Source organism: Nocardia sp. NPDC058640, from assembly GCF_042716995.1.
In the GTDB taxonomy this organism is placed as follows: Bacteria; Actinomycetota; Actinomycetes; order Mycobacteriales; family Mycobacteriaceae; genus Nocardia.
The window spans coordinates 1-22,716 of the sequence record NZ_JBHXRG010000030.1 but is presented as its reverse complement, the minus strand read 5'-3'; the positions used below and the strand labels follow the sequence as shown (position 1 = coordinate 22,716).

The 22,716-nt window shown below is 66.7% G+C and carries 22 protein-coding genes; 10 read left to right on the top strand and 12 right to left on the bottom strand.

What is annotated here, in order from left to right; genetic code table 11:
• Positions 1-41: 41 nt before the first annotated feature.
• Complete coding sequence (locus tag ACFWU5_RS24110) at positions 42-2,012, top strand: molybdopterin-dependent oxidoreductase (RefSeq protein WP_379269020.1); 1,971 nt, start codon at positions 42-44, stop codon at positions 2,010-2,012.
• 90 nt (positions 2,013-2,102) lie between these two features.
• Here ACFWU5_RS24110 and ACFWU5_RS24105 read toward each other — a convergent pair whose 3' ends face one another.
• Genes ACFWU5_RS24105 through ACFWU5_RS24090 form a run of 4 tightly spaced genes read right to left on the bottom strand, consistent with a single transcriptional unit; the run spans position 2,103 to position 5,604 of the window.
• Positions 2,103-3,194: an NAD(P)H-dependent flavin oxidoreductase gene (locus ACFWU5_RS24105; protein WP_379269018.1), complete on the bottom strand. Its 1,092-nt coding sequence runs from the start codon at positions 3,192-3,194 to the stop codon at positions 2,103-2,105.
• Positions 3,191-3,955, bottom strand: a complete 765-nt coding sequence (locus ACFWU5_RS24100) for a CoA-transferase subunit beta (RefSeq protein WP_379269016.1) — start codon at positions 3,953-3,955, stop codon at positions 3,191-3,193. Before ACFWU5_RS24100 ends, ACFWU5_RS24105 begins: the two co-directional genes overlap by 4 nt.
• Complete coding sequence (locus ACFWU5_RS24095; RefSeq protein WP_379269014.1) at positions 3,952-4,833, bottom strand: CoA transferase subunit A; 882 nt, start codon at positions 4,831-4,833, stop codon at positions 3,952-3,954. Before ACFWU5_RS24095 ends, ACFWU5_RS24100 begins: the two co-directional genes overlap by 4 nt.
• Positions 4,834-4,839: 6 nt before the next feature.
• Entirely contained in the window at positions 4,840-5,604 is a 765-nt protein-coding gene (locus tag ACFWU5_RS24090; protein ID WP_379269013.1) for an enoyl-CoA hydratase family protein, read from the bottom strand.
• Between the two features lie 69 nt (positions 5,605-5,673).
• Here ACFWU5_RS24090 and ACFWU5_RS24085 point away from each other — a divergent pair, with 69 nt between their 5' ends.
• The 5 genes from ACFWU5_RS24085 (at position 5,674) to ACFWU5_RS24065 (ending at position 10,402) form a co-directional block, all read left to right on the top strand.
• Positions 5,674-6,450: an SDR family oxidoreductase gene (locus tag ACFWU5_RS24085; protein WP_379269011.1), complete on the top strand. Its 777-nt coding sequence runs from the start codon at positions 5,674-5,676 to the stop codon at positions 6,448-6,450.
• Positions 6,451-6,481: 31 nt separating this feature from the next.
• A complete protein-coding gene (locus tag ACFWU5_RS24080; protein ID WP_379269009.1) occupies positions 6,482-7,393 on the top strand; it encodes an SDR family oxidoreductase in 912 nt (303 codons plus the stop codon).
• A 203-nt stretch (positions 7,394-7,596) separates the two neighbouring features.
• Complete coding sequence (locus ACFWU5_RS24075; protein ID WP_379269008.1) at positions 7,597-8,844, top strand: hypothetical protein; 1,248 nt, start codon at positions 7,597-7,599, stop codon at positions 8,842-8,844.
• Positions 8,845-8,855: 11 nt separating this feature from the next.
• Positions 8,856-9,371: an ImmA/IrrE family metallo-endopeptidase gene (locus tag ACFWU5_RS24070; RefSeq protein ID WP_379241142.1), complete on the top strand. Its 516-nt coding sequence runs from the start codon at positions 8,856-8,858 to the stop codon at positions 9,369-9,371.
• Positions 9,368-10,402 (top strand): hypothetical protein, encoded by a 1,035-nt coding sequence (locus ACFWU5_RS24065; protein ID WP_379269006.1) that lies wholly within the window; start codon positions 9,368-9,370, stop codon positions 10,400-10,402. The genes ACFWU5_RS24070 and ACFWU5_RS24065 overlap by 4 nt, the downstream gene beginning before the upstream one ends.
• Positions 10,403-10,542: 140 nt before the next feature.
• Here ACFWU5_RS24065 and ACFWU5_RS24060 read toward each other — a convergent pair whose 3' ends face one another.
• Both ACFWU5_RS24060 and ACFWU5_RS24055 read right to left on the bottom strand, forming a co-directional pair.
• Positions 10,543-10,959, bottom strand: a complete 417-nt coding sequence (locus ACFWU5_RS24060) for a helix-turn-helix domain-containing protein (RefSeq protein ID WP_019044759.1) — start codon at positions 10,957-10,959, stop codon at positions 10,543-10,545.
• 365 nt (positions 10,960-11,324) lie between these two features.
• Positions 11,325-12,488: a steroid 3-ketoacyl-CoA thiolase gene (locus ACFWU5_RS24055; RefSeq protein ID WP_379269004.1), complete on the bottom strand. Its 1,164-nt coding sequence runs from the start codon at positions 12,486-12,488 to the stop codon at positions 11,325-11,327.
• A 90-nt stretch (positions 12,489-12,578) separates the two neighbouring features.
• On the opposite strand from ACFWU5_RS24055, the gene ACFWU5_RS24050 reads away from it, so the two are divergent.
• Positions 12,579-13,889: a cytochrome P450 gene (locus ACFWU5_RS24050; RefSeq protein WP_379269002.1), complete on the top strand. Its 1,311-nt coding sequence runs from the start codon at positions 12,579-12,581 to the stop codon at positions 13,887-13,889.
• 55 nt (positions 13,890-13,944) lie between these two features.
• On the opposite strand, the gene ACFWU5_RS24045 is transcribed toward ACFWU5_RS24050, so the two are convergent.
• The 5 genes from ACFWU5_RS24045 to ACFWU5_RS24025 are packed head-to-tail and all read right to left on the bottom strand — an operon-like array spanning position 13,945 to position 18,412.
• Positions 13,945-14,361, bottom strand: coding sequence for a nuclear transport factor 2 family protein (locus tag ACFWU5_RS24045; RefSeq protein WP_379269000.1), 417 nt, complete (start codon positions 14,359-14,361; stop codon positions 13,945-13,947).
• Entirely contained in the window at positions 14,358-15,248 is an 891-nt protein-coding gene (locus tag ACFWU5_RS24040) for a TIGR03619 family F420-dependent LLM class oxidoreductase (protein ID WP_379241147.1), read from the bottom strand. The genes ACFWU5_RS24045 and ACFWU5_RS24040 overlap by 4 nt, the downstream gene beginning before the upstream one ends.
• Entirely contained in the window at positions 15,245-16,414 is a 1,170-nt protein-coding gene (locus ACFWU5_RS24035; RefSeq protein ID WP_379268998.1) for a thiolase domain-containing protein, read from the bottom strand. The genes ACFWU5_RS24040 and ACFWU5_RS24035 overlap by 4 nt, the downstream gene beginning before the upstream one ends.
• Positions 16,411-17,406 (bottom strand): thiolase domain-containing protein, encoded by a 996-nt coding sequence (locus tag ACFWU5_RS24030; protein WP_379269071.1) that lies wholly within the window; start codon positions 17,404-17,406, stop codon positions 16,411-16,413. Before ACFWU5_RS24030 ends, ACFWU5_RS24035 begins: the two co-directional genes overlap by 4 nt.
• 40 nt (positions 17,407-17,446) lie before the next feature.
• Complete coding sequence (locus tag ACFWU5_RS24025; protein ID WP_379268996.1) at positions 17,447-18,412, bottom strand: Zn-ribbon domain-containing OB-fold protein; 966 nt, start codon at positions 18,410-18,412, stop codon at positions 17,447-17,449.
• Between the two features lie 60 nt (positions 18,413-18,472).
• Between ACFWU5_RS24025 and ACFWU5_RS24020 the strand changes: the two genes are divergently transcribed.
• Complete coding sequence (locus ACFWU5_RS24020) at positions 18,473-19,510, top strand: LLM class F420-dependent oxidoreductase (protein WP_379268994.1); 1,038 nt, start codon at positions 18,473-18,475, stop codon at positions 19,508-19,510.
• Positions 19,511-19,531: 21 nt separating this feature from the next.
• Positions 19,532-21,055, top strand: coding sequence for an acyl-CoA synthetase (locus ACFWU5_RS24015; protein ID WP_379268993.1), 1,524 nt, complete (start codon positions 19,532-19,534; stop codon positions 21,053-21,055).
• 3 nt (positions 21,056-21,058) lie between these two features.
• On the opposite strand, the gene ACFWU5_RS24010 is transcribed toward ACFWU5_RS24015, so the two are convergent.
• A complete protein-coding gene (locus ACFWU5_RS24010; RefSeq protein ID WP_379268991.1) occupies positions 21,059-22,054 on the bottom strand; it encodes a sigma-70 family RNA polymerase sigma factor in 996 nt (331 codons plus the stop codon).
• A gap of 151 nt (positions 22,055-22,205) precedes the next feature.
• On the opposite strand from ACFWU5_RS24010, the gene ACFWU5_RS24005 reads away from it, so the two are divergent.
• Positions 22,206-22,622, top strand: coding sequence for a VOC family protein (locus tag ACFWU5_RS24005; protein ID WP_379268989.1), 417 nt, complete (start codon positions 22,206-22,208; stop codon positions 22,620-22,622).
• Positions 22,623-22,716 lie beyond the last annotated feature (94 nt).

The window sequence follows — 22,716 nt, the reverse complement described above, 5'->3', positions numbered from 1 at the left end:
GCGTGAATATGCCGGTGCGTGCGCTGGACCGGGTGCCTACGATGAGTCGAGTGAAGGTGCTCGGTGCTTGCCCGCTCGACTGTCCCGACGCGTGCTCGTGGGTGGTGACCGTCGAGGACGGCGTCGCCACGGGGCTGCGCGGGAACAAGGAACACCCGGTCACGCGTGGTGCGCTGTGCGTGAAGGTGAACCGCTTCCTCGAACAGGTGGGTGCGCCCGACCGGCTGTGGTATCCGATGCGCCGGGTCGGGCCGAAGGGGTCGGGGCAGTTCGAGCGGATCAGCTGGGACGAAGCACTCGACGAGATCGCCACCCGCGTGACCGGGATCGTCGACGAGTTCGGCGGTGAGGCGATCTGGCCGTTCCACGGGACCGGCAGTCTGGGGTATATCCAAGGGCTGGAGGGGTATCCGGGTCGCCGGATGTTCAACCTGCTCGGCGCCTCGCATCACGCGGCGACCATCTGCTCGGTCGCGGGCGGTACCGGGTTGCGGTACACGCTCGGCACGCCCGGCGGGATGGACCCCGAGGATTTCGCGAAGTCGAAACTGATCCTGCTGTGGGGCACCAACCCGATGACTTCGGGCCACCACCTGTGGAAGTTCATTCAGGACAGTGGTGCGTACCTGGTTTCCATCGACCCCGTCCGCACCAAGACTTCCGAGCGCTGCGACGAACACCTCGCGCCGCTGCCGGGAACCGATGCGGCGCTGGCTCTGGGGCTGTTGCACGTGGTGGTTTCGCTGGGTGCGGAGGACAAGGAATTCATCGCCGAGCACACCGAGGGTTGGCCCGAATTCCGGGACAGGATCGAGGAATTCACCCCTGAACGCGTTGCCGAGATCACCGGCTTGCGGGTGGAGCAGATCGTGTCGCTCGGTGAGCGGATCGCTCGCACCCGGCCCACCGCGATTCGCGCGTCGCAGGGAATGCAGCGCCATGCGGGCGGCGGGATGGCGTTGCGGGTGCTCGGCTGCCTGCCCGGCGTCACCGGCGACTGGGCGATTCCCGGTGGGGGACTCCACTATTCGACGAGTGGGCATTTCCGGCTCGATGAGGCCGCGCTGGAACGCAATGATCTGCTGCCGCACCCGGTGCGGACGTTGTCGATGACCAGGCTCGGCGAAGCGCTGCTCGAAACCGATGATCCGCCGGTCAAGGCGTTGTTCGTGATCGCGGCCAACCCGGTCGGCTCCAATCCCGACCAGCGTCGGGTGATCGAGGGTCTGTCACGCGAAGATCTGTTCACCGTTGTCCTGGACCATTTCGGTACTGACACCGTCGACTACGCCGACATAGTCTTGCCCGCCACGATGCAGCCCGAGCACCTCGACGTCATCGCGGGCTATGGCCACCTCTACCTGATCTGGAACGAACCGGCCGTCGAGCCGCCCGGCGAATGCCTGTCCACCACAGAGACTTTCCGTCGACTCTCGCGTCGCCTCGGCCTGACCGAGCCCGCCCTTTACGACTCCGATGAAGAGCTGGCGAAGCAACTACTCAAAGGCCACGACCTCGAGCGACTCCGCGCCGACGGCTTCCTGAAGGTCCAAGCGGGTCCCGTGCCGGCAGGGAAACTCCAGTTCTATTCCGCCAGTGCAGAACTGGCGGGCCATGACCCGCTACCGAACTACACGCCCCCCGCAGATCCCGGCGACGGACTGGTCCTGATCTCCGCCGCCTCGCACTACTTCCTGAACACCGTCTTCGGCTCGAACCCCGAATTGCGCCGTCGTGCGGGCGAATCCACGATCACCCTGCACCCCGACGATGCCGCCGCACGCGGTATCGCCGACGGTGCCGCGGTAGTCGTCTCCAACGATCGCGGCTCGTTCGAGGCGGTCGCCGAGGTCTCGGATCGGGTGCGGCCGGGCGTCGCGGGCACGACCAAGGGCCGGTGGGCGAAGTTCACCGGCGGTGCGACCGTGAACGCCACTGTCGCCGAACGAGATTCGGACTTCGGTGGTGGCGCTGTATTCCACGACAACCGTGTCGAGGTAGTTCCACGCTGAAAACCGCCGAAAGCACCGGACCGGCGATGCGCTTCGCGGGCGCACTGCATGGTCCGGTGCTTGCGGTCCCGGGATCGTTGCAGGTGCCCGTCAGTGCTGGTCGACGGCTGGTTCGCTGGTCAACGCCGACACCGCGGCGATGCGGGCCACCGCGTCGGTGACGATCTGATCGATCAGCTCGCCGACGGTCGGCAGGGAGTCGATGATGCCGGTGACCTGGCCTGCGGGCAGCACGCCCGCGTCGGTGCGACCCTCGACGAGGCCTGCCTTGGTGAGCATCGCCGAGTTGGCTGCCATCACGACCTGTGACCAGGTGAGGTCCTTGGTCTTGCGCATGGACAGGCCGTCGCGCACGAGCGTGGACCATTTCATGCCGGTCATGGACTTGAACTCGGCCGCATTGCCGACTGCCGCTGAGAGACCGCGCCAACCGCCCGAATGTTCCAGGCGGTCGACGAGTTCGGTGTTCAGCATCCGGTGTGGCATGCCGTCGACCTTGACCGAAACGATGGTGTCGCCCAATCCGCGCGCGAGGTACTCCTGCTTCACGGCCTCGGGAACGGTGCTTTCCTGGGTCAGCAGGAAGCGGGTGCCCATCGCGACGCCGGCCGCACCGTAGGACAGCGCGGCGGCCAGGCCACGTCCGTCGAAGAAGCCGCCGGCCGCGATTACGGGGATATCGACCGCGTCCAGGACTGACGGCAGCAGCAGGGTGGTGGCGACCGGGCCGGTGTGGCCGCCGCCTTCGCCGCCCTGCACGATCACCGCGTCGGCACCCCAGGACGCCACCTTCACCGCGTGCTTGGCCGCACCGATGGACGGAACGACCACGACACCAGCATCTTTGAGCCGGGCGATCAGTTCCTTCTTCGGCGCCAAGGCGAACGACGCCACCCGCACGTTTTCGCGGATGAGCAGCTCGATGCGCTCGGTGGCGTCGGTGGCGTCGGCGCGGATGTTCACGCCGAAAGGCTTGTCGGTGAGCGACTTGGTCTTGGCGACGGCCGCCTCGAGCTCGACGAACGTCATGGTCGCCGAGGCCAGAATGCCCAGGCCGCCCGCGTTCGCCGTGGCGGCGACCAGGCGTGGGCCGGCAACCCAGCCCATTCCCGTCTGCACGATGGGGTGCTCGATGCCGACGAGTTCCGTCAGGGGGGTTCGCAGCCGTGCGGTGGGGCTCATGCTGTGACCTCCTTGTCGCGGAATGACTTGGGGTCCAATACAGTTCGGATGATCCGCAGCTCTTTTTCGGTAGGCAGCCGGGTCTCGCCTGCTTCACCGAGCTCGGCCACCTCGAAGGAAGTGTTCTCGGCGACCTCGCCGGGGCTCACACCTGGATGCAGCGACAGCGCACGCAGCGTGTGATCGGGCCCGTTGAAGTCGAAGACCCCGAGGTTGGTGACCACGCGATGCAGGTGGTGGAAGCGGTACGCGGGGTTGTCGGGATCGATTCTGTCGTAACCGATTCCGGAGATGATGTCGACCTTGTCGACGAACACCCGATTGTTGTGCCGGGGCACGAAGTAGCTGGTCGCGTGGTTGATCGTGTTGCCCGGCGCGCCACGCACACCGAACATCTGCCGCGAAGGCTGCTGCAGCGGACCGAAGGCCGACAGGTTCTGGTTGCCGTACCGATCGATCTGATTCGCGCCCATCACCACATGGCGACGGCCGGAAGCTACGACATCGAACACTCGCGAGAACGGAATCCAGCCCTCCACAGGTGCTTTCGCGCCGATAGCCGGAACCTCGGCGAAGAACAGTGCCTCACCGTCGGACAGCAGCAGGTCGGGTTCGAAGGTGAGCCGGGCCAGTCGCGCGCCGATCGTGGTGATCGTCGACATCGGGCTGGCCATGATCTCGCCCGCCCCACGGAAGATCTCCGCCGCCGCGACGACACAGACCTCGGCCCGAGTGATAGTGCTCTGCGATGCCGCGTTCATAGCTTCTGCTCCTGCGCGAAAGTAGCGACGGCGGACTGGTATTCGTCTTCGGACACGTCGAGGTAGCGAGCCTTGAACTCGGCCCACGACTCGGGAGTCTTGGCGGCCGCCACGTAGTGCTTCTGGAATTTCTCGTCGCGCCCGTAGCTGCCCGAGAACGTGAAGTGCGCACCGCCGGGGGCTTCGACGACACCGTCCACGAGCATCCTGTTGAGGATGATCGCTTGCTGCGGAACAGCTTTCACCAGTTCATCGGTATCGACGATACGATCCACCGACACATACCTGCGCTCAGCGGCCAGGCAGTACAGGTCGTCGAAGTACGGATCCACGCCCGTGTAGGCCGCGTTGCCGTGCTTATCGGCCAGATCCAGGTGCACGAACGCCGCGTCCAGGTTCAGCGCGGGCATCGCGACCAGGGTCTCCACCCGCCCGTCAGCAGCCGGATACGGCGAGGTGACGGTCTTCAGCTCGCCCTCCCAGAAGTCGAGCACCGACGACCCGAGCCCGGCCCGGATCGGCAGGAACGGCAGTCGTGCCGCGGCCGCCTGCAGCCCGCACTTCACCATCCCCTCGTCCATCTCTCGCACGGTGATCTCGCCGGACGTGCGCGCCTTCGCGAACCACGGGTCGTAGAACGGTGCCGAATCCAGAGAAACGAAGCCGTAGTACGCCTTTCGCACCTTGCCCGCCGAGCACAGCAGTCCCAGATCGGGCCCGCCGTAGGTGACCACGGTCAGATCGGTGACGTCGGAACGCAGCAGCGCGCGCACCAGCGCCATCGGCTTGCGCCGCGAACCCCAGCCACCGATGCCGATGGTCATGCCGCTGCGCAGCTCGCCGACCACCTGGTCCAGTGCCATTGTCTTGTCGCGCATGATGTTTCAGGTCTCCTTCTTCTGCGCGGCGAGATCGTCGTCGAAGCGCGCCCTGATCTCGTCGGCGACACCGGCGAGGTTGAGCTCCATGGTGAAGCCCTGTTCGTAGCGGTAGGAGCGATGCACGTCCTGCACGTCGATCCCGTTCAGGGCGCGCTTGGCGGCCCGGATCACGCGACCGTCCTTGCCCGCGATGTTCTTCGCGACTTCCATTGCCGCGGCGTCGAGTTCGGCGCGCGGCACCACCTTGTACACCGATCCGAAGTGGTGCAGCTGCTGGGCGGTGAGCTTGCCCGCGGTGTAGAACATGGTCCGCATCAGGTGCTGGGGGACCAGCCGCGCCAGGTGGGTGGCGGCACCCAGTGCGCCACGGTCGACCTCGGGCAGGCCGAAGGTCGCGTCGTCGGAGGCGACGATGACATCGGAGTTGCCGACCAGGCCGATGCCGCCGCCGAGGCAGAAGCCGTTCACAGCGGTGACGACCGGGACCTCGCAGTCGTACACCGCGGCGAAGGCGGCGAAGCAGCCGTGGTTGGCGCGGATGAGCGCGGTGTGGCCGACGTCGGCGTTCATTTCCTTGATGTCGACGCCGGCGTTGAAGCCGCGTCCCTCCGCGCGCAGTACCACCACGCGGGTGGACTGGTCGCGTCCCGCCGCGGTGACGGCCTCGGCCAGCGCGAACCAGCCGTCCGAAGGCAGTGCGTTGACCGGCGGATAGTCGACAGTGACGACCTCGACCCCGTCGGCTTCGGTGTGACGGATTATCCCCATCGCGGTTCCTATCGTGCGCGCCCCGGCGAACCCGAGACAAAGCAAGCAATTGCTTGGTAGGTTAACACGGTGGCTGTAGAAATCGACCTTTCCGAGCAGATCGTTCTGGTGACAGGCGGTGTGCGCGGCGTCGGCGCCGGAATCAGCCGCGCCTTCCTCGCCGCGGGCGCGACCGTACTGACCTGCGCGCGCAGACCCGCCGACGAACCGATCACGGTGGGGGACAACAGCACCGAACACCTCACCTGCGATGTGCGCGATGTCGACGCGGTGGCAGGCATGTTCGCCGAGATCATCGCGAGACACGGCCGCATCGACCACGTAGTGAACAACGCGGGCGGCGCCCCCTTCGCCATGGCCGACGCCGCGAGCCCCAAGTTCCACGCCAAGATCGTGGAACTGAATCTGCTTGCGCCACTGTTGATTTCCCAACAGGCCAACGCCCTGATGCAGAAGCAGGACACCGGCGGTTCGATCGCGATGATCACCAGTGTCAGCGGCCACCGCCCCTCACCCGGCACCGCCGCCTACGGCGCGGCCAAAGCGGGCCTGGACAACCTGGTCGCGTCCCTGGCCGTCGAGTGGGCCCCGAAAGTCCGCCTGAACTCGGTGGTAGTCGGCCCGGTGGAAACCGAACTCAGCCACCTCCACTACGGCGACGCCGACGGAGTAGCCGCAGTCGCGAAAACCGTCCCCCTCGGCCGCCTGGCCACCCCCGCCGACGTAGGCAACGCCGCCCTCTTCCTGGCCTCACCCCTGGCCGCCCACATCAGCGGCGCGGCCCTGGTAGTCCACGGCGGCGGCGAACGCCCCGCCTTCCTGGACGCCGCGAACACGAACAACTAGCCCTCAGCACCCATGAACACAGGAGCCATCCATGACTGACCCGGCCATCTGCGCGAACCGCACCGTCATCGTCACCGGCGCAGGCCGCGGAATCGGCCGCGCCCACGCCCTCGCCTTCGCCGCAGCAGGCGCCAACGTCGTCGTCAACGACATCGGCACAGCCCTGGACGGTGCCCAGACCACCGAAACCCCCGCCCAGCAGGTCGTCGACGAGATCGTCGCCGCCGGCGGCCAGGCCGTCGCCAACTACGACGACGTCGCCGACTGGGACGGCGCGCGCCGCCTCGTCCACCAGGCCATCGACACCTTCGGCGGCCTGGATGTCCTGGTCAACAACGCCGGCTTCGTCCGCGACCGCATGCTGGTCAACCTCGGCGAAGACGAATGGGACGCCGTGATCCGCGTGCACCTCAAAGGCCACTTCGCCACCATGCGTCACGCCGCCGAATACTGGCGCGCGGAGTCGAAAGCGGGCCGACCGGTCGACGCTCGCGTGATCAACACCAGCTCCGGTGCGGGCCTGCAGGGCAGCGTCGGCCAGGGCAATTACGGCGCGGCCAAGGCGGGCATCGCCGGACTCACACTCACCGCCTCCGCCGAATTCGCAAGATACGGCGTGACCGTGAACGCCATCGCCCCCGCGGCCCGCACGCGGATGACCGAGACCGTGTTCGCCGACACCATGGCCGCCCCCGACGAGGGGTTCGACGTGATGGCTCCGGAGAACATCTCGCCGCTGGTCGTGTGGCTCGGTAGCGCCGAATCCGCCGGGGTGACGGGACGGATGTTCGAGGTAGAAGGCGGAAAGGTCGCCTTGGCGCAGGGCTGGCTGCATGGCGCTACGGTCGATCGCGGAGCTCGCTGGGACCCGGCCGAGCTCGGTCCGGTGGTCAAGGAATTGATCGCCAACGGCGTCGCGCCGGAGCCGGTCTACGGCGCATAGCCAACGGCGCGATGTGCGGCCGGGGAACGCTCCCCGGCCAGCGCTTATGGCAAGTCACACACGTCCAGGGGGCTGGACGACTCTAGCTCTACTCTGCGGGGCTGGGGGACTGGGTTTACTATGGGCTACTGTTCGTCGATCCCGGAATGTGTCGCGACCGGGGGTAATTCTGCGCTGAAATAACTAAGGGGATGATCTAGCGCATGGCCATTGGTCGCATGTTGCGCGTATTTGCCGCTGCGAGTGTGTTGGCCGGTTGTGCGCTATTAGGGCCCGCGGTCGCGTTGGCCGCCCCCGAAAAACCGCCGACACCAGCAGCGCAGGCGCCGGGAACCGGAAGCAGTGGGCAGGACAACGGCGGCGCGGGTGGTGGGCAGAGCACTCCCACCCCGCTGCCTGGTGAGCTCGCCCTGCCCGGTCAGGGTAATGGCCAGGGCGCTGTCCCCGCCGCCCCGAACCCGGCCGACCCCGAGCAGGGAGCCCCCATCGCCGACGAAGGCGAATGGACCCCCCTCGCCATCCCCGGCCAGTCCACCGCTGACATCCCCAAGAAGGAAGTAGCGGGCCCGCTCTCCGGCTCCGCCGGCGCAGGTTCCGCCGCGGCGGGCGCAGGCTCCGCAGCCGCGGGAGTGGTCCTCGGCACCGGCTCGGCCGGCCTGGGAGTACTGCTCGGCACCGGCTCGGCCGGCCTCGGCGTGGCTCTGGGCACCGGCTCCGCAGGCCTGGGCGTCGTGCTCGGCACCGGTTCAGCGGGAGCCGCCGCAGTACTGGGCACGGGCTCGGCTGCCGTAGGTTCCGCCGCAGCGGGCACGGGCTCGGCTGCTCTCGGCGCAGGCTCCGCAGTCCTCGGTACCGGCTCGGCCGCAGTCGGCTCTGCGGCAGCGGGCACAGGCTCGGCTGCTCTCGGCGCAGGCTCCGCAGTCCTCGGAACAGGTTCTGCCGCAGTAGGTTCCGCCGCCGCAGGCTCAGCAGCGGTGGGCTCCGCAGGCGCAGGCTCAGCAGCAGTAGGCTCCGCGGCCGTCGGCTCAGCCGCAGTAGGTTCGGCCACGCCCCTGCTTCTGCTCCTGATCCCCATCCCCTCGGCCCCCGCCGCACCAGCCCTGCCGTCGATCGCGATCCCCCCGGCCCCCGCCGCACCCTCGATCCCCGGCGTCCCGAATATCGCTGTCGCAGCACCGGTTCCGGCGGCGGCACCCCCTGCGGCAGAAGCACCCGCACCCGCCGCACCCCCCGCAGCGGCAGCACCGGCCCCGGCCGCCAAACCGAACCACGAATTCAAACCCACCAGCGACAACAGCGGTCTGCCCGAACCCGAACTCCTGTCGGTGATCGGCGGCCTGATCGCGCTGACCCTGGCCGGAACCGGTTCGGGCGCAGTGAGTTTCCAAGGTGCCGCCGCAGCCCAAGCACGGGTGAACGCGGCACGCGCGCAGTTCTTCCCGAGGTCGTGAGGGGATCTTCGATGAGTAAGAGCAAGACCCAGTCCACCTCCCGGTCCTATCGCCGCGTGGCCGCCGCCGTCGACGCGGTGTGCGCGGTGGCCGCGGACTCCGACGCCACCAGCCTCGACGAGGTCGTGCAGGCCATCTCGCTGGAGCGGCAACGCGAAATCGAGATCACCAGCGCGAACCTGGGCCCCGGCGTGTGCGGTCAGCGCCGGTTCTATCCCGAACGCGACATCATCGTGCTCGCCGACGCCCTGCCCAGCCGCGATCACACCCTGGCTCACGAACTGGGCCACATCGTGTTCGATCACGAGGGCGCTCCCGCGGTCGAGACGACCCTCGAGGTCAGCGACGACCTGATCGCCTACATGCTCAGCCAACGCGCGCACGCGCAGATCGTCGACGACGGCGGCGACGACCTCGCCGAATGGGAGGCCGAGACCTTCGCGGCCATGCTCATGACCCGACTGCGCGTATTCAGCAACCGAGGCGCAGGCGTCTCGGTCCTTCGATTCGATGAGGCCCTGGGATGACACTGTGGTTGACAGCCCTGCTGGTCTGGGTCGCCGCGGGCGCCCGAGTGGGTCGCGTGCTGGTGAAGCCGGCCACGACCTCGCGCGTGGCCATCGTGGTGGCGGTCGCCGCCGTGGCGCTCGCGGTGACCGTCGCGATCCCGGACATGGCCGTGGCCGTGGACAACCTGATGAAGGGCGGCGTGCACAGCGGGTGGCTGTCCACCGGCATCGTGATCTCCGCCTGGATACTGTTCACCACCGCCACCTCGGTGGTCGCCTCCGCGGCCTGGCCGGTGGTCTCGCGGCGTAATCTGCGCCAGGTCGCGATGGTCGTCTACGGCATCGGCGCGGTGTCGATCGCGCTCACCCTGGCCTGGTCGTTCACCTTCGGCTGGATCGTGGTCGCGCTGGGCGCGGTGTTCATCGTGATCACCGGTCTGCGCAACCTGGACTGGACGATCCTGGGCCGCGGCATCGCCATCTATATCACCGGCACCGCCCTGGTCGCGGTGCTCGCGGTCGCCAATGTCGGTCGCGCCTTCCAGGGCGCGGCGCCGACTCCGCCGACCGAACCGCTGTGGGGTTGGGTGGCGTGGGAGATCGCCGCGCTGCTGATCGCGCTGGGCGCGGTGTCGATCGTGATCGAACTCTGGTGGCGGGCCAAGGTGCTGCTGCGCCGGATCCAGCCGCTGCACAAGCTCATGGTCGGCCGGTTCCCCGAGGTGGTCGCCCCCGAGCAGAACGCCACCTCGGCACAGCTCAAGGCTTCCGATCACATGGCGCAGGTGATGGACGCGCTGTACCTGCTGTCGGGCAGCGGCATCGTTATCCCGGCCGCGGGCGAACCGCCGAACTCGGTGCCGCAGCGCGCCGCGGTGGTGGCGGAGTGGGCGCGAAATCCGTTGGGGGACTTGTTCGTCGACGCGCGCTGGATCGCGCCCCCGACCGGTGTGAGCCCGCGCGGTTGGGTGCTGGCGTTGGCCAGTGAGTACGAGAAGGTCGCCGCGGCTCAGGGTGCGGCACCCCAGAACGCCGCAACACCGCGCTGACACAGAAAACGCGCTGACACAGAAAACGGGCCTGAGCTGGTGGTTTCCCACCGTCTCAGGCCCGTTGTCTGCGTATCCGACGTTGTTACGGCCGTACCCAGGACACCATCAGGTGCGTCAGGCCGACCACCGCGTGGTCCCTATTCCGTGCCGTCCGGCGGAATTTCGGGCAAGCCTTCGCTGGCCCGCAGCTTCTCCGCCATGGAGGTGAGCAGATTCTGTGATTCTTCGGACAGATCGAATGCCCTGCTCGACAGTCGACGAAGTCCGTAACCCTGCAGCTGCGCAAGCAGTTCCAGGTCGTGATCGATCTTGGCCGCGTAGATATCGTTGAAGAAGTAGTCAGGCTTGACCTTGAAGAACTTCGCCAGGGCGGCCACCGTCTCATCGGACGGATTTGTTCGTTGTCCCGACCGCAACTGCGAGAGATACGGCTTCGAGATCGGATGCCCGGAGGCAGTTAGCGCAGCCGCAACCTCTGCGTTGGTGTGCGGCTTGCGCCCCGGGGGATGCACGGTTTCGAACAGCTTGTTCAGCCGCGCCGCGAAATCAGCCATTGTGAGCCGCCCAATTCCCTTCACTGTACTAACAGTCGTTATCTCGGATACGTATCATTGATATTAGCGGCTCAGTAACTGAAAACCTACGCCTGATTCGGGATTTCTCGACGATTTCCTACGCTCACCTGCGTGCAGGGGCGGCGGTGGTCGTGTTTGCGGGTCGCGCCAACGGCTCTTGTGGAGCGTGGACGTGTCCGGGTTCGTGCCCGTCGTGGGGTTCTTCCGCCATGAAGGCATGGTAGCTCAAAGATAGCTGACATCTCATCATCCCCCTGCTCCCCGTGACTTTGTGGCGTACGACACGTTCCAGGCGCCCTGGGATGAATGTTCAACCTGGGCGCCCGGTTTCGGTGAAGCCCACTCTACAGGCGTTCGATGATCGTGCCCGTCGCGAGTGCTCCACCGGCGCACATCAGCACCATCGCAGTGCTCTGACCAGTGCGTTCGAGCTCGTGTAACGCGGTTGTGATCAAACGGGAGCCGGTCGATCCCACGGGATGCCCGATTGCGATCGCACCGCCATTGACATTTACCCGTTGCATGTCCGGGTGATGTACAGATGCCCACGAAAGTGCGACAGAGGCGAATGCTTCGTTGATCTCGAATACATCGATATCGCCGATCGTCATTCCGGAGCGCTCGAGAAGACGACTGCACGCCTGCACCGGACCGTCCAGATGGAACTCCGGCTCCGAGCCGACGAGCACCTGGGTGCGGATCCGCGCGCGCGGGCGCAAACCCTTTCGGCGCGCGACAGTTTCGTCCATCAGCAGCACCGCGGCGGCACCGTCGGAGATCTGCGAGGAGGTGCCCGCGGTGTGGATGCCGTCGGCCATGACCGGCTTCAGGGCGGCCAGGCCCTCGATGGTGGTCGCGCGCAGGCCCTGGTCGCGGCTGACCTCGATCTTCTCGCCGGTGGCCACGCCCTCGCTGTCGAGAACCGGAGCCGAGACCGTCAGCACCTCGCGGTCGAACCGACCTTCGGCCCACGCCTGTGCGGCCAATTGCTGTGAGCGAAGGCCGAATTCGTCGATATCGGACCGGGTGATGCCGCGCCTGCGGGCGATCCGCTCGGCCGCGCCGAACTGATCGGGCAGGTCGATCGACCACGACGCGGGCCGCCGCGTGCCGGCGGTGGTGCCGACATTGGCACCCAGCGGCACCCGGCTCATCGCCTCCACGCCGCAGGCGATGCCGACGTCGATGGCCCCGGTGGCGATCAATCCGGCGATCAGGTGATTGGCCTGCTGCGCCGAACCGCACTGGGCGTCGATGGTGGTCGCGCCGGTCTGCCAGGGCAGGCCCGCGTGCAGCCACGCGACGCGGGTGATGTTGTTGGACTGCTCGCCGGCCTGGGTGACGCAGCCGCCGATCACCTGCTCGACCTCGGCGGGGTCGAGTCCTGCTCGGTCGAGCAGTCCGCGTTGCGCCAAGCCGAGCAGCTCGGCCGCGTGCAGGCCGGCGAGCTGTCCTCGACGTTTGCCGATCGGTGTCCGAACGGCCTCGACGATCACGGGTGTGCCCATCTGAATCTCCCTCATAACTGCAACAGGTTCTGATATTGGGCTCAGGGTAAAACCGCGTGGTTCTTCCGTCGCGGCTACCCCTGTGCTTGAATGATTGTAGAACGTGTTTCAGTTTGTCGAAGGAGACATCTGGTGGTAGATCCGAGCAATGTACGGCCGAACCTCCCGCAGGGGTTCGACGTTACCGACCCCGACATCTACGCCGAGCGTGTTCCGGTGGAAGAGTTCGCCGAACTGCGGCGGTCGGCCCCGATCTGGTGGAACGAGCAGCCGCCCGAGGTCGGCGGCTTCCATGACGACGGCTTCTGGGTGGTGAGCAAGCACGCCGACGTCAAGGAGGTGTCGCGCCGCAGCGATGTGTTCTCCACCTTCGAGAACACCGCGATCCCGCGCTTCAACGACGACATCACCCGCGAGCAGATCGAATTGCAGCGCTTCGTGTTGTTGAACAAGGACGCGCCGGAGCACACCAAGCTGCGCAAGCTCATCGCCAAGGGGTTCACCCCGCGCGCGGTCAACGGTCTGCGCGCGGAGCTGTCGTCGCGCGCGCAGGACATCGTGCGCCGCGCCGCGGAGTCCAACACCGGCGATTTCGTCACGCAGGTGGCGTGTGAGCTGCCGCTGCAGGCGATCGCCGAGCTGATCGGCGTGCCGCAGGAGGACCGGATGAAGGTCTTCGAGTGGTCCAACAACATGACCGGCTACGACGATCCCGAGAACGTGGACATCGATCCGGTGGCCGCGTCGATGGAGCTGCTGGGTTACTCGTATCAGATGGCCGAAGCCCGAAAGGCTTGTCCGGCTGACGATCTGGTGACCACGCTGATCGAGGCCGATGTCGACGGTGAGGCGCTCACGCCCGAGGAGTTCGGCTTCTTCGTCATCCTGCTGGCCGTGGCGGGCAACGAGACCACTCGCAACGCCATCAGCCACGGGATGATCGCGTTCATGGAGAACCCGGATCAGTGGGAGCTGTTCAAGAAGGAGCGCCCGGCCACCGCGGTGGACGAGATCATCCGCTGGGCGTCGCCGATCACCTCGTTCCAGCGCACCGCGCTCGAGGACACCGAGCTGGGCGGCGTGCAGATCAAGAAGGGGCAGCGCCTGGTCATGCTGTACCGGTCGGCGAACTTCGATGAAGAGGTGTTCGACGAGCCGGAGAAGTTCGACATCCTCCGCAAGGACAACCAGCACCTGGCCTTCGGCGGCACCGGCGCGCACTTCTGCGTCGGGGCGAACCTCGCGCGGCTCGAGGTCGACCTGATCTTCAACGCGATTGCTGACCATCTGCCCGACATCACGCAGATCGGTGATCCGAAGCGTCTGCGTTCGGGGTGGCTCAACGGGATCAAGGAACTGCCCGTGGACTACAAGCCGACCGGTTGCCCTGTCGCCCACTGATTCACACGCGACAACAGCCCGGAACCGAAAGGTGCCGGGCTGTTGTCGTATTACGTCAGGATGCGGGGCGGGTGGTGGCGACCGCGCGGTCGACCTCCCAGAACGCGCGCAGGGCCGCGATCTTGCCGTCCGCGTCGACCTTGTAGGTGAACACGCCTTCCGCGTCGACGATATAGCCGGCCAGGGTGGTGCGGATCAGCCCCGTGAACGCGATCTCGGTACCGCAGGCGAACGAGTCCTCGAAGCGGAATTCGATGGAGTCGGTCATCGCGATGGCCTTGTCCCAGAACGCGCCGATCGCCTCGTGCCCGCGATGGCCGACGCCCTCGGGATCGAAACCCGAAGGGCCGACCGGATCTTCGACGATCCCGTCCTCGGCGAACAGCGCGACCCACGCGGCACGGTCCTTGGCCCGCACGGCGGCTTGCGAGGCCAGACCCGCAGCGCGCGCGGTCTTTTCGACGGCGGTCATGCTTCTACCTTCGCGATGATGGGGTCGGCGATGTACTTGTCGGCGAAGCGGCGCAGGGAGTCCTGTTTGGCGGCGAGTTCGCCGTCGAAGCCGATGCCGTCGGACAGCCACGGCACCACGATGGTGTCGGTGACGCCCGCGTCGGCGAGATCCTGGTAGCCGCTGCGGCCGAAGCGGTCGATGCACACGGCCTGGATCTCGAAAGGATCTGTGGCGCGGCCGTATTCGGTGCGCAGGTCGCGCAGGGTGGCGATGGTGGTTTCGAGCTGTTCGAACTTCATCATCGCCGAGGTCCAGCCGTCGCCGATGCGGGCCGCGCGGCGCAGGGCGGGGGCGGTGTGGCCGCCGATGTAGAACGGAACCCGTTCGCTGGGTGCCGGGCTGATCTGCAGTTCGTCGAAATTGAAGAACTCGCCATGGAATTCGACCATGCCGCCGTCGAGAACGAGCTTGATGATCTCGATCATCTCGTCGACCCGAGCGCCGCGCCGCGCGTACGGCACCCCGCACCACTCGAATTCTTCCGGCGCCCAGCCGATTCCGACGCCGAAGCCGAAGCGGTTGCCCGAAAGGTTCGCGATCGAGCCGACCTGGCGGGCCAGCAGCAGCGGATTGCGCGAGCCGAGCTTGAGCACATTGGTGTAGAACCGCAGCTTCGTGGTCACCGCGGCCATGGTCGCGGCGGCGATCAGCGGATCCACCCACGGGGTCTCCGGGCCCCAGAAGCGGCTGCCGTCGGGGGTGTACGGGTAGTCCGCGGCCTGCGACTTCATGTAGAACAGCGAGTCGGGCAGGCCGATCGAGGTGAACCCGCATTCCTCGGCCGTGCGGGCCAGCTCGGTGAGCTGTTCCAAGGGACTCAGTGCGATCCCGAGAGTGAACTTCATGCCGGACGCTCGCTTCCTACAACCCACATCGAAAAGTATTGGGAGCCACCGCCATACGCGTGACCCAGCGCCTTGCGCGCATCGGGAACCTGGTATGCACCCGCCCGGCCCATCACCTGCTTGGCCGCTTCGGCGAACCGGATCAGCCCCGAAGCGCCGATCGGATTCGACGACAGCACGCCACCCGACGGGTTGACCGGGATCCGGCCGCCGATCTCGGTCTCGCCCTTGTCGGTGAGCTTCCAACCGTCGCCCTCGGCGGCGAAGCCGAGATTTTCCAGCCACATCGGCTCGAACCAGGAGAACGGCACGTAGATCTCAGCGGCGTCGATTTCCTCGAGCGGATCGGTGATGCCGGCCGTTTTCCACAGGGCCGCGGCAGCGTCACGGCCTGCCTGCGGATTGACCTGGTCACGCCCGGAGAAGGTGGTGGGCTCGGTCCGCATGGCGGTGCCGTGGATCCACGCGACCTTCTTGCCCTCGGCCTCGACCACCGCGGCGGCCTCGGCATCGCCGATCACCAACGCGCAAGCGCCATCGGAGGACGGGCAGGTCTCATCGAAACGAATGGGGTCCCACAGCATTTGGGACGCGAGCACCGATTCGAGGGTGATGTCGGGCTGATGCAGGTGCGCGAGCGGGTTCTTCGCACCATTGCGCCGGTCCTTCACAGCCACCTGTGCACCGATGTGCATAGGTGCGTTCGACCGTCGAATGTAGGAACGCACGTGCGGCGCGAAGTAGCCGCCCGCGCCCGCGCCGACCGGCATGGTGAACGGCACCGGAATCGACAACGCCCACATGGCATTCGACTCCGACTGCTTCTCCCACGCGATAGCCAGCACGCGCTTGTGCACGCCCGCCTGCACGAGGTTGGCCGCGACGATGCCGGTCGAGCCGCCCACCGAACCGGCGGTGTGCACGCGCAGCAGCGGTTTCCCGGCCGCACCCAACGCCTCGGCCATGTACAGCTCGGGCATCATCACGCCCTCGAACAGGTCGGGCGCCTTGCCCACGACCACGGCGTCGATATCGGCGATGGTCAGCCCGGAATCTTCGAGCGCACGATCGATCGCCTCGCGGCACATGCCCGCCATGGACACGTCGGTCCGCTTTGTCACGTGATGAGTTTGGCCGGTGCCGAGCACGGCGGCGGGGAAGCTCACTGGACCTCCATAACGGCGACCAGATTCTGTTGCAGCGCAGGGCCACTGGTCGCATGGGCGAGAGTGCGGTTCGCGGCACCCGACATGATCGCGGCGGCGGCGTGGCCGATGCGTTCCAGGCCCGCCGAGAACATCGGGTTGGCGGCCAACGCGCCGCCGGACGGATTCACCACGGTGCTCGCCGACAGACCGATCGCCTCGGCCAGGATCAGCTGCTGGTGGCTGAACGGTGCGTGCAGTTCGGCGATGTCGAAAGCGGTGTTGCCGCCGGTCGCCGCCTTCGCCGCCGCGGTGGTGGAGGGGGAGCGGGTCAGGTCGCGGCCGCCGAGTGCCTGGGCGTCGATGTTGTGCGCGATGCCGGTGATCCACGCCGGGCGCTCGCACAGTTCCCTGGCACGGTCGCCGACGGCGAGGACGATGGCGGCGGCGCCGTCGGTAATCGGCGCGATGTCGTGCGCGCGGAAAGGATCTGCGACATAAGGGGATTGGAGGTCACCGCCTGCGACAGCCGCCATGTCCTGTTCGGACCACCGGCCCGAGTCCAGTCCGGCCCGCGCTTGTAGTCCGGCGAGCGAGACGGCATCGACACCCAGGGGCGCGACCAGATACGGGTCGAGCTGCTGCGTCAGGACCTGGCGAAGAGTGCCTGCCGAGGACTTGCCGAAGCCGTATACGAGCGCGGTCTGCGCCTGCCCGGAACGTAGTTTCACCCACGCTTCGTACAGGGCCCAGGCCGCGTCCATCTCCACGTGCGATTCGTTGATCGGCGGGACGGCGCCGATCGCGTCGATCGCGGAGATGAACGAAAATGCCCGTCCCGCCAGGTAATCCGAGGAACCCGAGCACCAGAAGTCGATGTCGGATTTGGTGATGCCGAGGTCGGCGTACAGCTGCTGGAAGCACGGCACGAGCATCTCGACGCCGTTGGTGGTGCCGTGGGTTTCGGGCACATGCGGTGCGTGGGCGAACCCCACCACCGCGATCTCGGGCACGGGGGGTGCTGCCGATGCTGATGTGGTCAACGTCGCCTCTCTAGAGGTGGTGCTGGTAGGACTCGTAGGAAGCGTCGGGCTCCCCGGTGGGCCGGAAGTGATCGATATTGGCCAGCGTGTGGCCCCATTCCTCGCGGGGTTTCCAGACCGCCTCGACCCGCATTCCCATCCGCACCTCGCTCGCCTCGCAGCCGAGAATCAGGTGCAGGAACGGGATATCGGCGCCGTCGAGCAGCACATAGGCGGCCACATACGGCGGCTTGATCCGCTGGCCGAGGAACGGCACATTGACGATGCAGAAGGTGGTCACCGTGCCCTTGTCGGGCAGTTCGACCAGGTCGTTGGTGGGCAGGCCGTTGGTGGGGTTGGCGCCGCGCGGCGGGAAATACACGCGCCCGCCCTCTTCGGAACGGCCGCCGATGAGCTTGCCCTCGGCCAGGCCGCGCAGGTACACGCTCTCCTGCGGGGAGGCGGTGTGCTTGTAGTCCAAGGCGACCGGGGTGGTCAGCATGGTGACCGGTGCCTGCTCGGAATAGTCTGCGGTGCTTGTACTTTCGCCGGGCTCGAAGCAGGCGATGTCCTGGATGCGGCCGGTGCGCTCGTCGGCCCAGCGGGCGCTGACGCGCATTCCGGTGCTGAGTCGGTCGGGACTGTCGACGTCCAGGGCGTGCAGCAGCGTCGTGTCGGCGCCGTCGAGCTGGATCAACGCCCACGCGAACGGCCGGTCGAACGGCTGGCCGGGCAGCGGTTCGGCCACCCACGTCCAGGACTGCACGGTCCCGCTCGCGGCGACCTCGACCAGGTCGGTCAGCGGCGCGCAGGTCAGCGGATCGTATTCGGGTGGCGGCACGAGCACCCGACCGTCACTGCCGCGCACACCGAAAATCCGGCGTTCGCGCAATCCGGTCAGAAAAGCGCCGATGATAGGTCCGACGGACCTGGTGTAGTCGAATCGCACCCTCAGGGGTGCACTCAATACTTCCACTGCGGTATTCCCCTGGATCACGATATCGAGTAGAACAGGTTCTTATTCTGCTCGCAAGGATTCGCCGAAAGGGCGCCGATCATGAAATTCGGACTGCAACTCGGATACTGGGGTGCGCAACCCCCCGCCGGCGTCGGCGAGCTGGTGATCGCGGCGGAGGAATCGGGCTTCGACGCGGTGTTCGCGGCCGAGTCGTGGGGGTCCGACGCGTTCGCGCCGCTGGCCTGGTGGGGGTCGTCGACGCAGCGGGTGCGGCTGGGCACCTCGGTGGCGCAGATGTCGGCGCGCACGCCCGCGGCCACCGCGATGCACGCGCTCACGCTGGATCATCTCAGCGGCGGGCGCGCGATTCTGGGGCTCGGCGTCTCGGGTCCGCAAGTGGTCGAGGGCTGGTACGGGCAGCCGTTCGCGCAGCCGCTCAAGCGCACGCGGGAGTACGTCGACATCGTGCGTCAGGTGCTCGCGCGGGAAGCTCCGGTGACCTCCGACGGCGCGCATTACGGGCTTCCGTACGACGGTCCCGGCGCTACCGGGCTCGGGAAATCGCTCAAGCCGATCGTGCATCCCCTGCGTGCTGATCTGCCGATCTGGCTGGGTGCGGAGGGTCCGAAGAATATCGCGCAGACCGCCGAGATCGCCGACGGGTGGCTGGCGATCTACTACGCGCCGCGGCTTGCGGGGATGTACAACGAGTGGCTCGACGAGGGGTTCGCGCGGCCGGGCGCTCGTCGGTCGCGCGCGGATTTCGAGATCGCGGCCAGCGCGCAGGTGGTGATCACCGACGATCCGGCGGCCGAGATCGAGCGGATGCGGTGGATCAGTGCGCTGTACATCGGCGGGATGGGTGCGCCGGAGCTGAACTTTCACGCGCAGGTGTACCGGCGGATGGGGTACGGCAGCGAGGTCGACCAGATCTGCGCGCTGTTCCAGGCGGGGCGCAAGGCCGAGGCGGCCGCGGCGGTGCCCGACGAGCTCATCACCGACACCGCGATCTTCGGCGACGAAGCCCACGTGCGGTCGCGGCTGAAGGAATGGGAGGACGCGGGGGTGACGATGATGCTGATCTCGGTCTCCGATGCCGAACAAATGCGTAGGCTCCAACCCCTTGTCGCCACGTAGAACACGTTCTAAATTCGAGGGGTGAGCCAGCAGACAACGGAAGTCCTCGGACTCTGGAATATCGCCGCGACCGATCCCGAGCGGATCGCCGTGATCGACCCGGACGGCAGACAGATCACCTACCGCGAATTGGCGACCCTGGCCAACCGCTACGCCAACGGACTACGCGGCATCGGATTGCGGACCGGCGATGTCGTTGTCAGCATGCTGCACAACGGAGTCGAGGCGATCGCCGCGTACTTCGCCGCCTACCAGGCGGGGCTGTACATCGTCGCGGTGAACTGGCATCTGACCGCGCCGGAGATCGCCTACATTCTCAGCGACAGTGACGCTGCGGCGTTCCTGGCCAGCGAGCGGTTCGCCGCAACCGCCGCCGAAGCCGCTGACCTGGCCGGATTGCCTGCCGACGCGCGGTTCGCTGTTGGTGCGGTGCCCGGCTTCCGGCCGGTGTCGTGGTTGGGTGCCGCTGATACCGGTCGGCCTTCGGAGCGGTCGGTGGGTGCGCCGATGCTGTACACCTCGGGAACTACGGGGCGGCCCAAGGGAGTTCGTCGTCCGCTCACCGGTGCGGATCCCGACGTTGTTCCGGCGCCGAACAAGGCGTTCTTCAGCCTGTTCGAGCTCGCGCCCTATGACGATCACGTGCATATCTGCGGGTCGCCGCTCTATCACACGGCCGTGCTGAACTTCTCGACCATCTCGATTCAGTTGGGGCACAAGCTCGTTCTGATGGATCGGTGGGATGCCGAGGACATGTTGGCGCTGATCGAGCGGCATCGGGTGACGCACAGTCATATGGTGCCGACCCAGTTCCATCGGCTGCTCGCGCTGCCTGCCGAGGTGCGTGCACGCTACGACGTGTCGTCGTTGCGCAGCATGGTGCACGGTGCCGCGCCGTGTCCGCCGCAGACCAAACGGCAGATGCTCGAATGGTGGGGTCCGGTTGTCACCGAGTACTACGCGGCCACCGAAGGTGGCGGCACGGTGATCAACGGGACCGAGTGGCTGGACAAGCCCGGTTCGGTGGGTAAAGCGTGGCCGTGGTCGGTGATCAAGGTGCTCGACGAGGCCGACGGGACCGAACTGCCCGCGGGCAAAGAAGGTCTGGTCTACATGCGGATGGGGGCCTCCAGCTTCGAGTACCACCATGCGAAGGAGAAGACCGAGGAGTCGCGCGTCGGTGACCTGTTCACCGTCGGCGACATCGGTTACCTCGACGAGGACGGCTACCTGTTCCTCTGCGATCGGCGGTCGGACCTGATCCTGTCCGGTGGGGTGAACATCTATCCGGCCGAGATCGAGGGCGTGCTGATGAGTCATCCGAAGGTCGCCGACGTGGCGGTTCTCGGTGTGCCCGACCCGGATTGGGGTCAGCAGGTGAAGGCGTTCGTGCAGCCGGTCGAGGGTGCCGACGAGTTCACCGACGAATTGCTCGAGTTCGCCGCCGGGCAGTTGGCGAAGTACAAGCTGCCCCGCACGGTGGAATACCGTGCGGAGCTGCCCCGCGACCCCAACGGCAAGCTGTACAAACGCCGCCTGCTGTAACCGTCAGACGGGCTCGCGCCATTCCGGCTCGAGCCCGAACAGCGGGAACAGGCGCTGGGTGTCGAGGAAGAAGTTCAGACCGGCGATGGTGTCGCCCTCGAGCTCGAGCACCGTGATCGACCACGGCACCCACACGCCGGGTTCGTCGCTGGGCTTGTAATGCCCGAAGGCGGGCGAACCGTTGGCCTGCACCGGCACCATTCGTGAGTTGCGGCAGGCGCTGCCCGTGCTGAGCATGAACGCGGCCACGTTCTCCGGACCGGAGATCCACAGATCGAACGGCGGCATCGACAGTGCCACATCGGCTTTCAGCAACGTCGTGAGCGCGTCCATGTCGTACGCCTCGAACGCCTTCACGAAATCATCGACCAGCTTGACCTGATCGGGATCGGTGGAGTCGAAACTGTCCGCGACAGTCGGCTGCACCTTCGACATGGTGGCCCTGGCCCGCTGCAGCGCGCTGTTCACCGACGCAGGCGACATCATCAACGCCTCGGCGGTCTCACCCGCGGAGAAACGCAGCACTTCGCGCATGATCAAGATCGCGCGCTGCGTGGCGGGCAGATGCTGGCAAGCCGCGACAAAGGCAAGGCGCAGAGTGTCTTTGGTGGACGCGTGATCGGCCGGATCGGCGCCGAAGGCCAGCGCGTTCGGGATCGGTTCGATCCACACGTAGTCCGGCTGCGGCATCGGCAGCGGCGAATCCGGGCGGCCGGGACCGTTCAGATCCATCGGTCTGGCGCGGCTCTGTGGACGGTCGAGCATGTCAAGACAGATATTGGTGGCGATCTTGTACAGCCACGACCGCAGACTCGCGCGACCCTCGAAGGAATCGTACGAGCGCCAGGCGCGGGTGAAGGTCTCCTGCACCGCGTCCTCGGCCTCGAACGAGGAGCCGAGCATCCGGTAGGCATACGCGCACAACTCGCGCCGATGCGTCTCGAATTCGGCGAGTACGGCGGGGTCTGGGCCCGTGGTCGCGGTTGTGGCGTCGCTCATAGTTTCACGATGCCACAGGGGTCCGACAGCTGACAGGGGTCAGTGCGGACTATCGGGATTTCGCGAAGTTTGCGTGGGTGCGATGAATCCGGATCGGCCGCCGCGTCTACATGAACGAGACCGCACACCACGCCCCGAAAGGCTGATTCCCATGAGCAACAAGATGATCTTCATCAACCTGCCCGTCGCCGACCTCGACCGGTCCAAGGGGTTCTACGAGGCGCTGGGGTGGAAGGTGAACGACGACTTCACCGATCAGAATGCGGCCTGCATCGTGGTCGACGACAACATCTGCTTGATGCTGCTGACCAAGGACTTCTTCACCACGTTCAGCAAGCGGCCGATCGCGGATACGCGGGGTTCGATCGGGGCGGCGTATGCGCTGTCGTTGGGGAGTGCGGGGGAGGTGGATGTGCTCACCGATGCTGCTGTGGCTGCGGGGGCTATCGAGGAGGTCAATGACGACAAGAAGGCGCAGGAGGCTCAGGTGGGGATGCACGGGCGGACGTTTGTCGATCCGGATGGGTACCAGTGGGAGCCGTTCTACATGGAGTACCCGGGGGTTTGAGTCGTCCCAGATTGTTTGGGGCTGTGTTTTTGGAGCGCTGGCGCGCTCGAGCGCGGCCCCTGAGGGGCCGCGAGTTAGCCACCGTTGCTTGAGG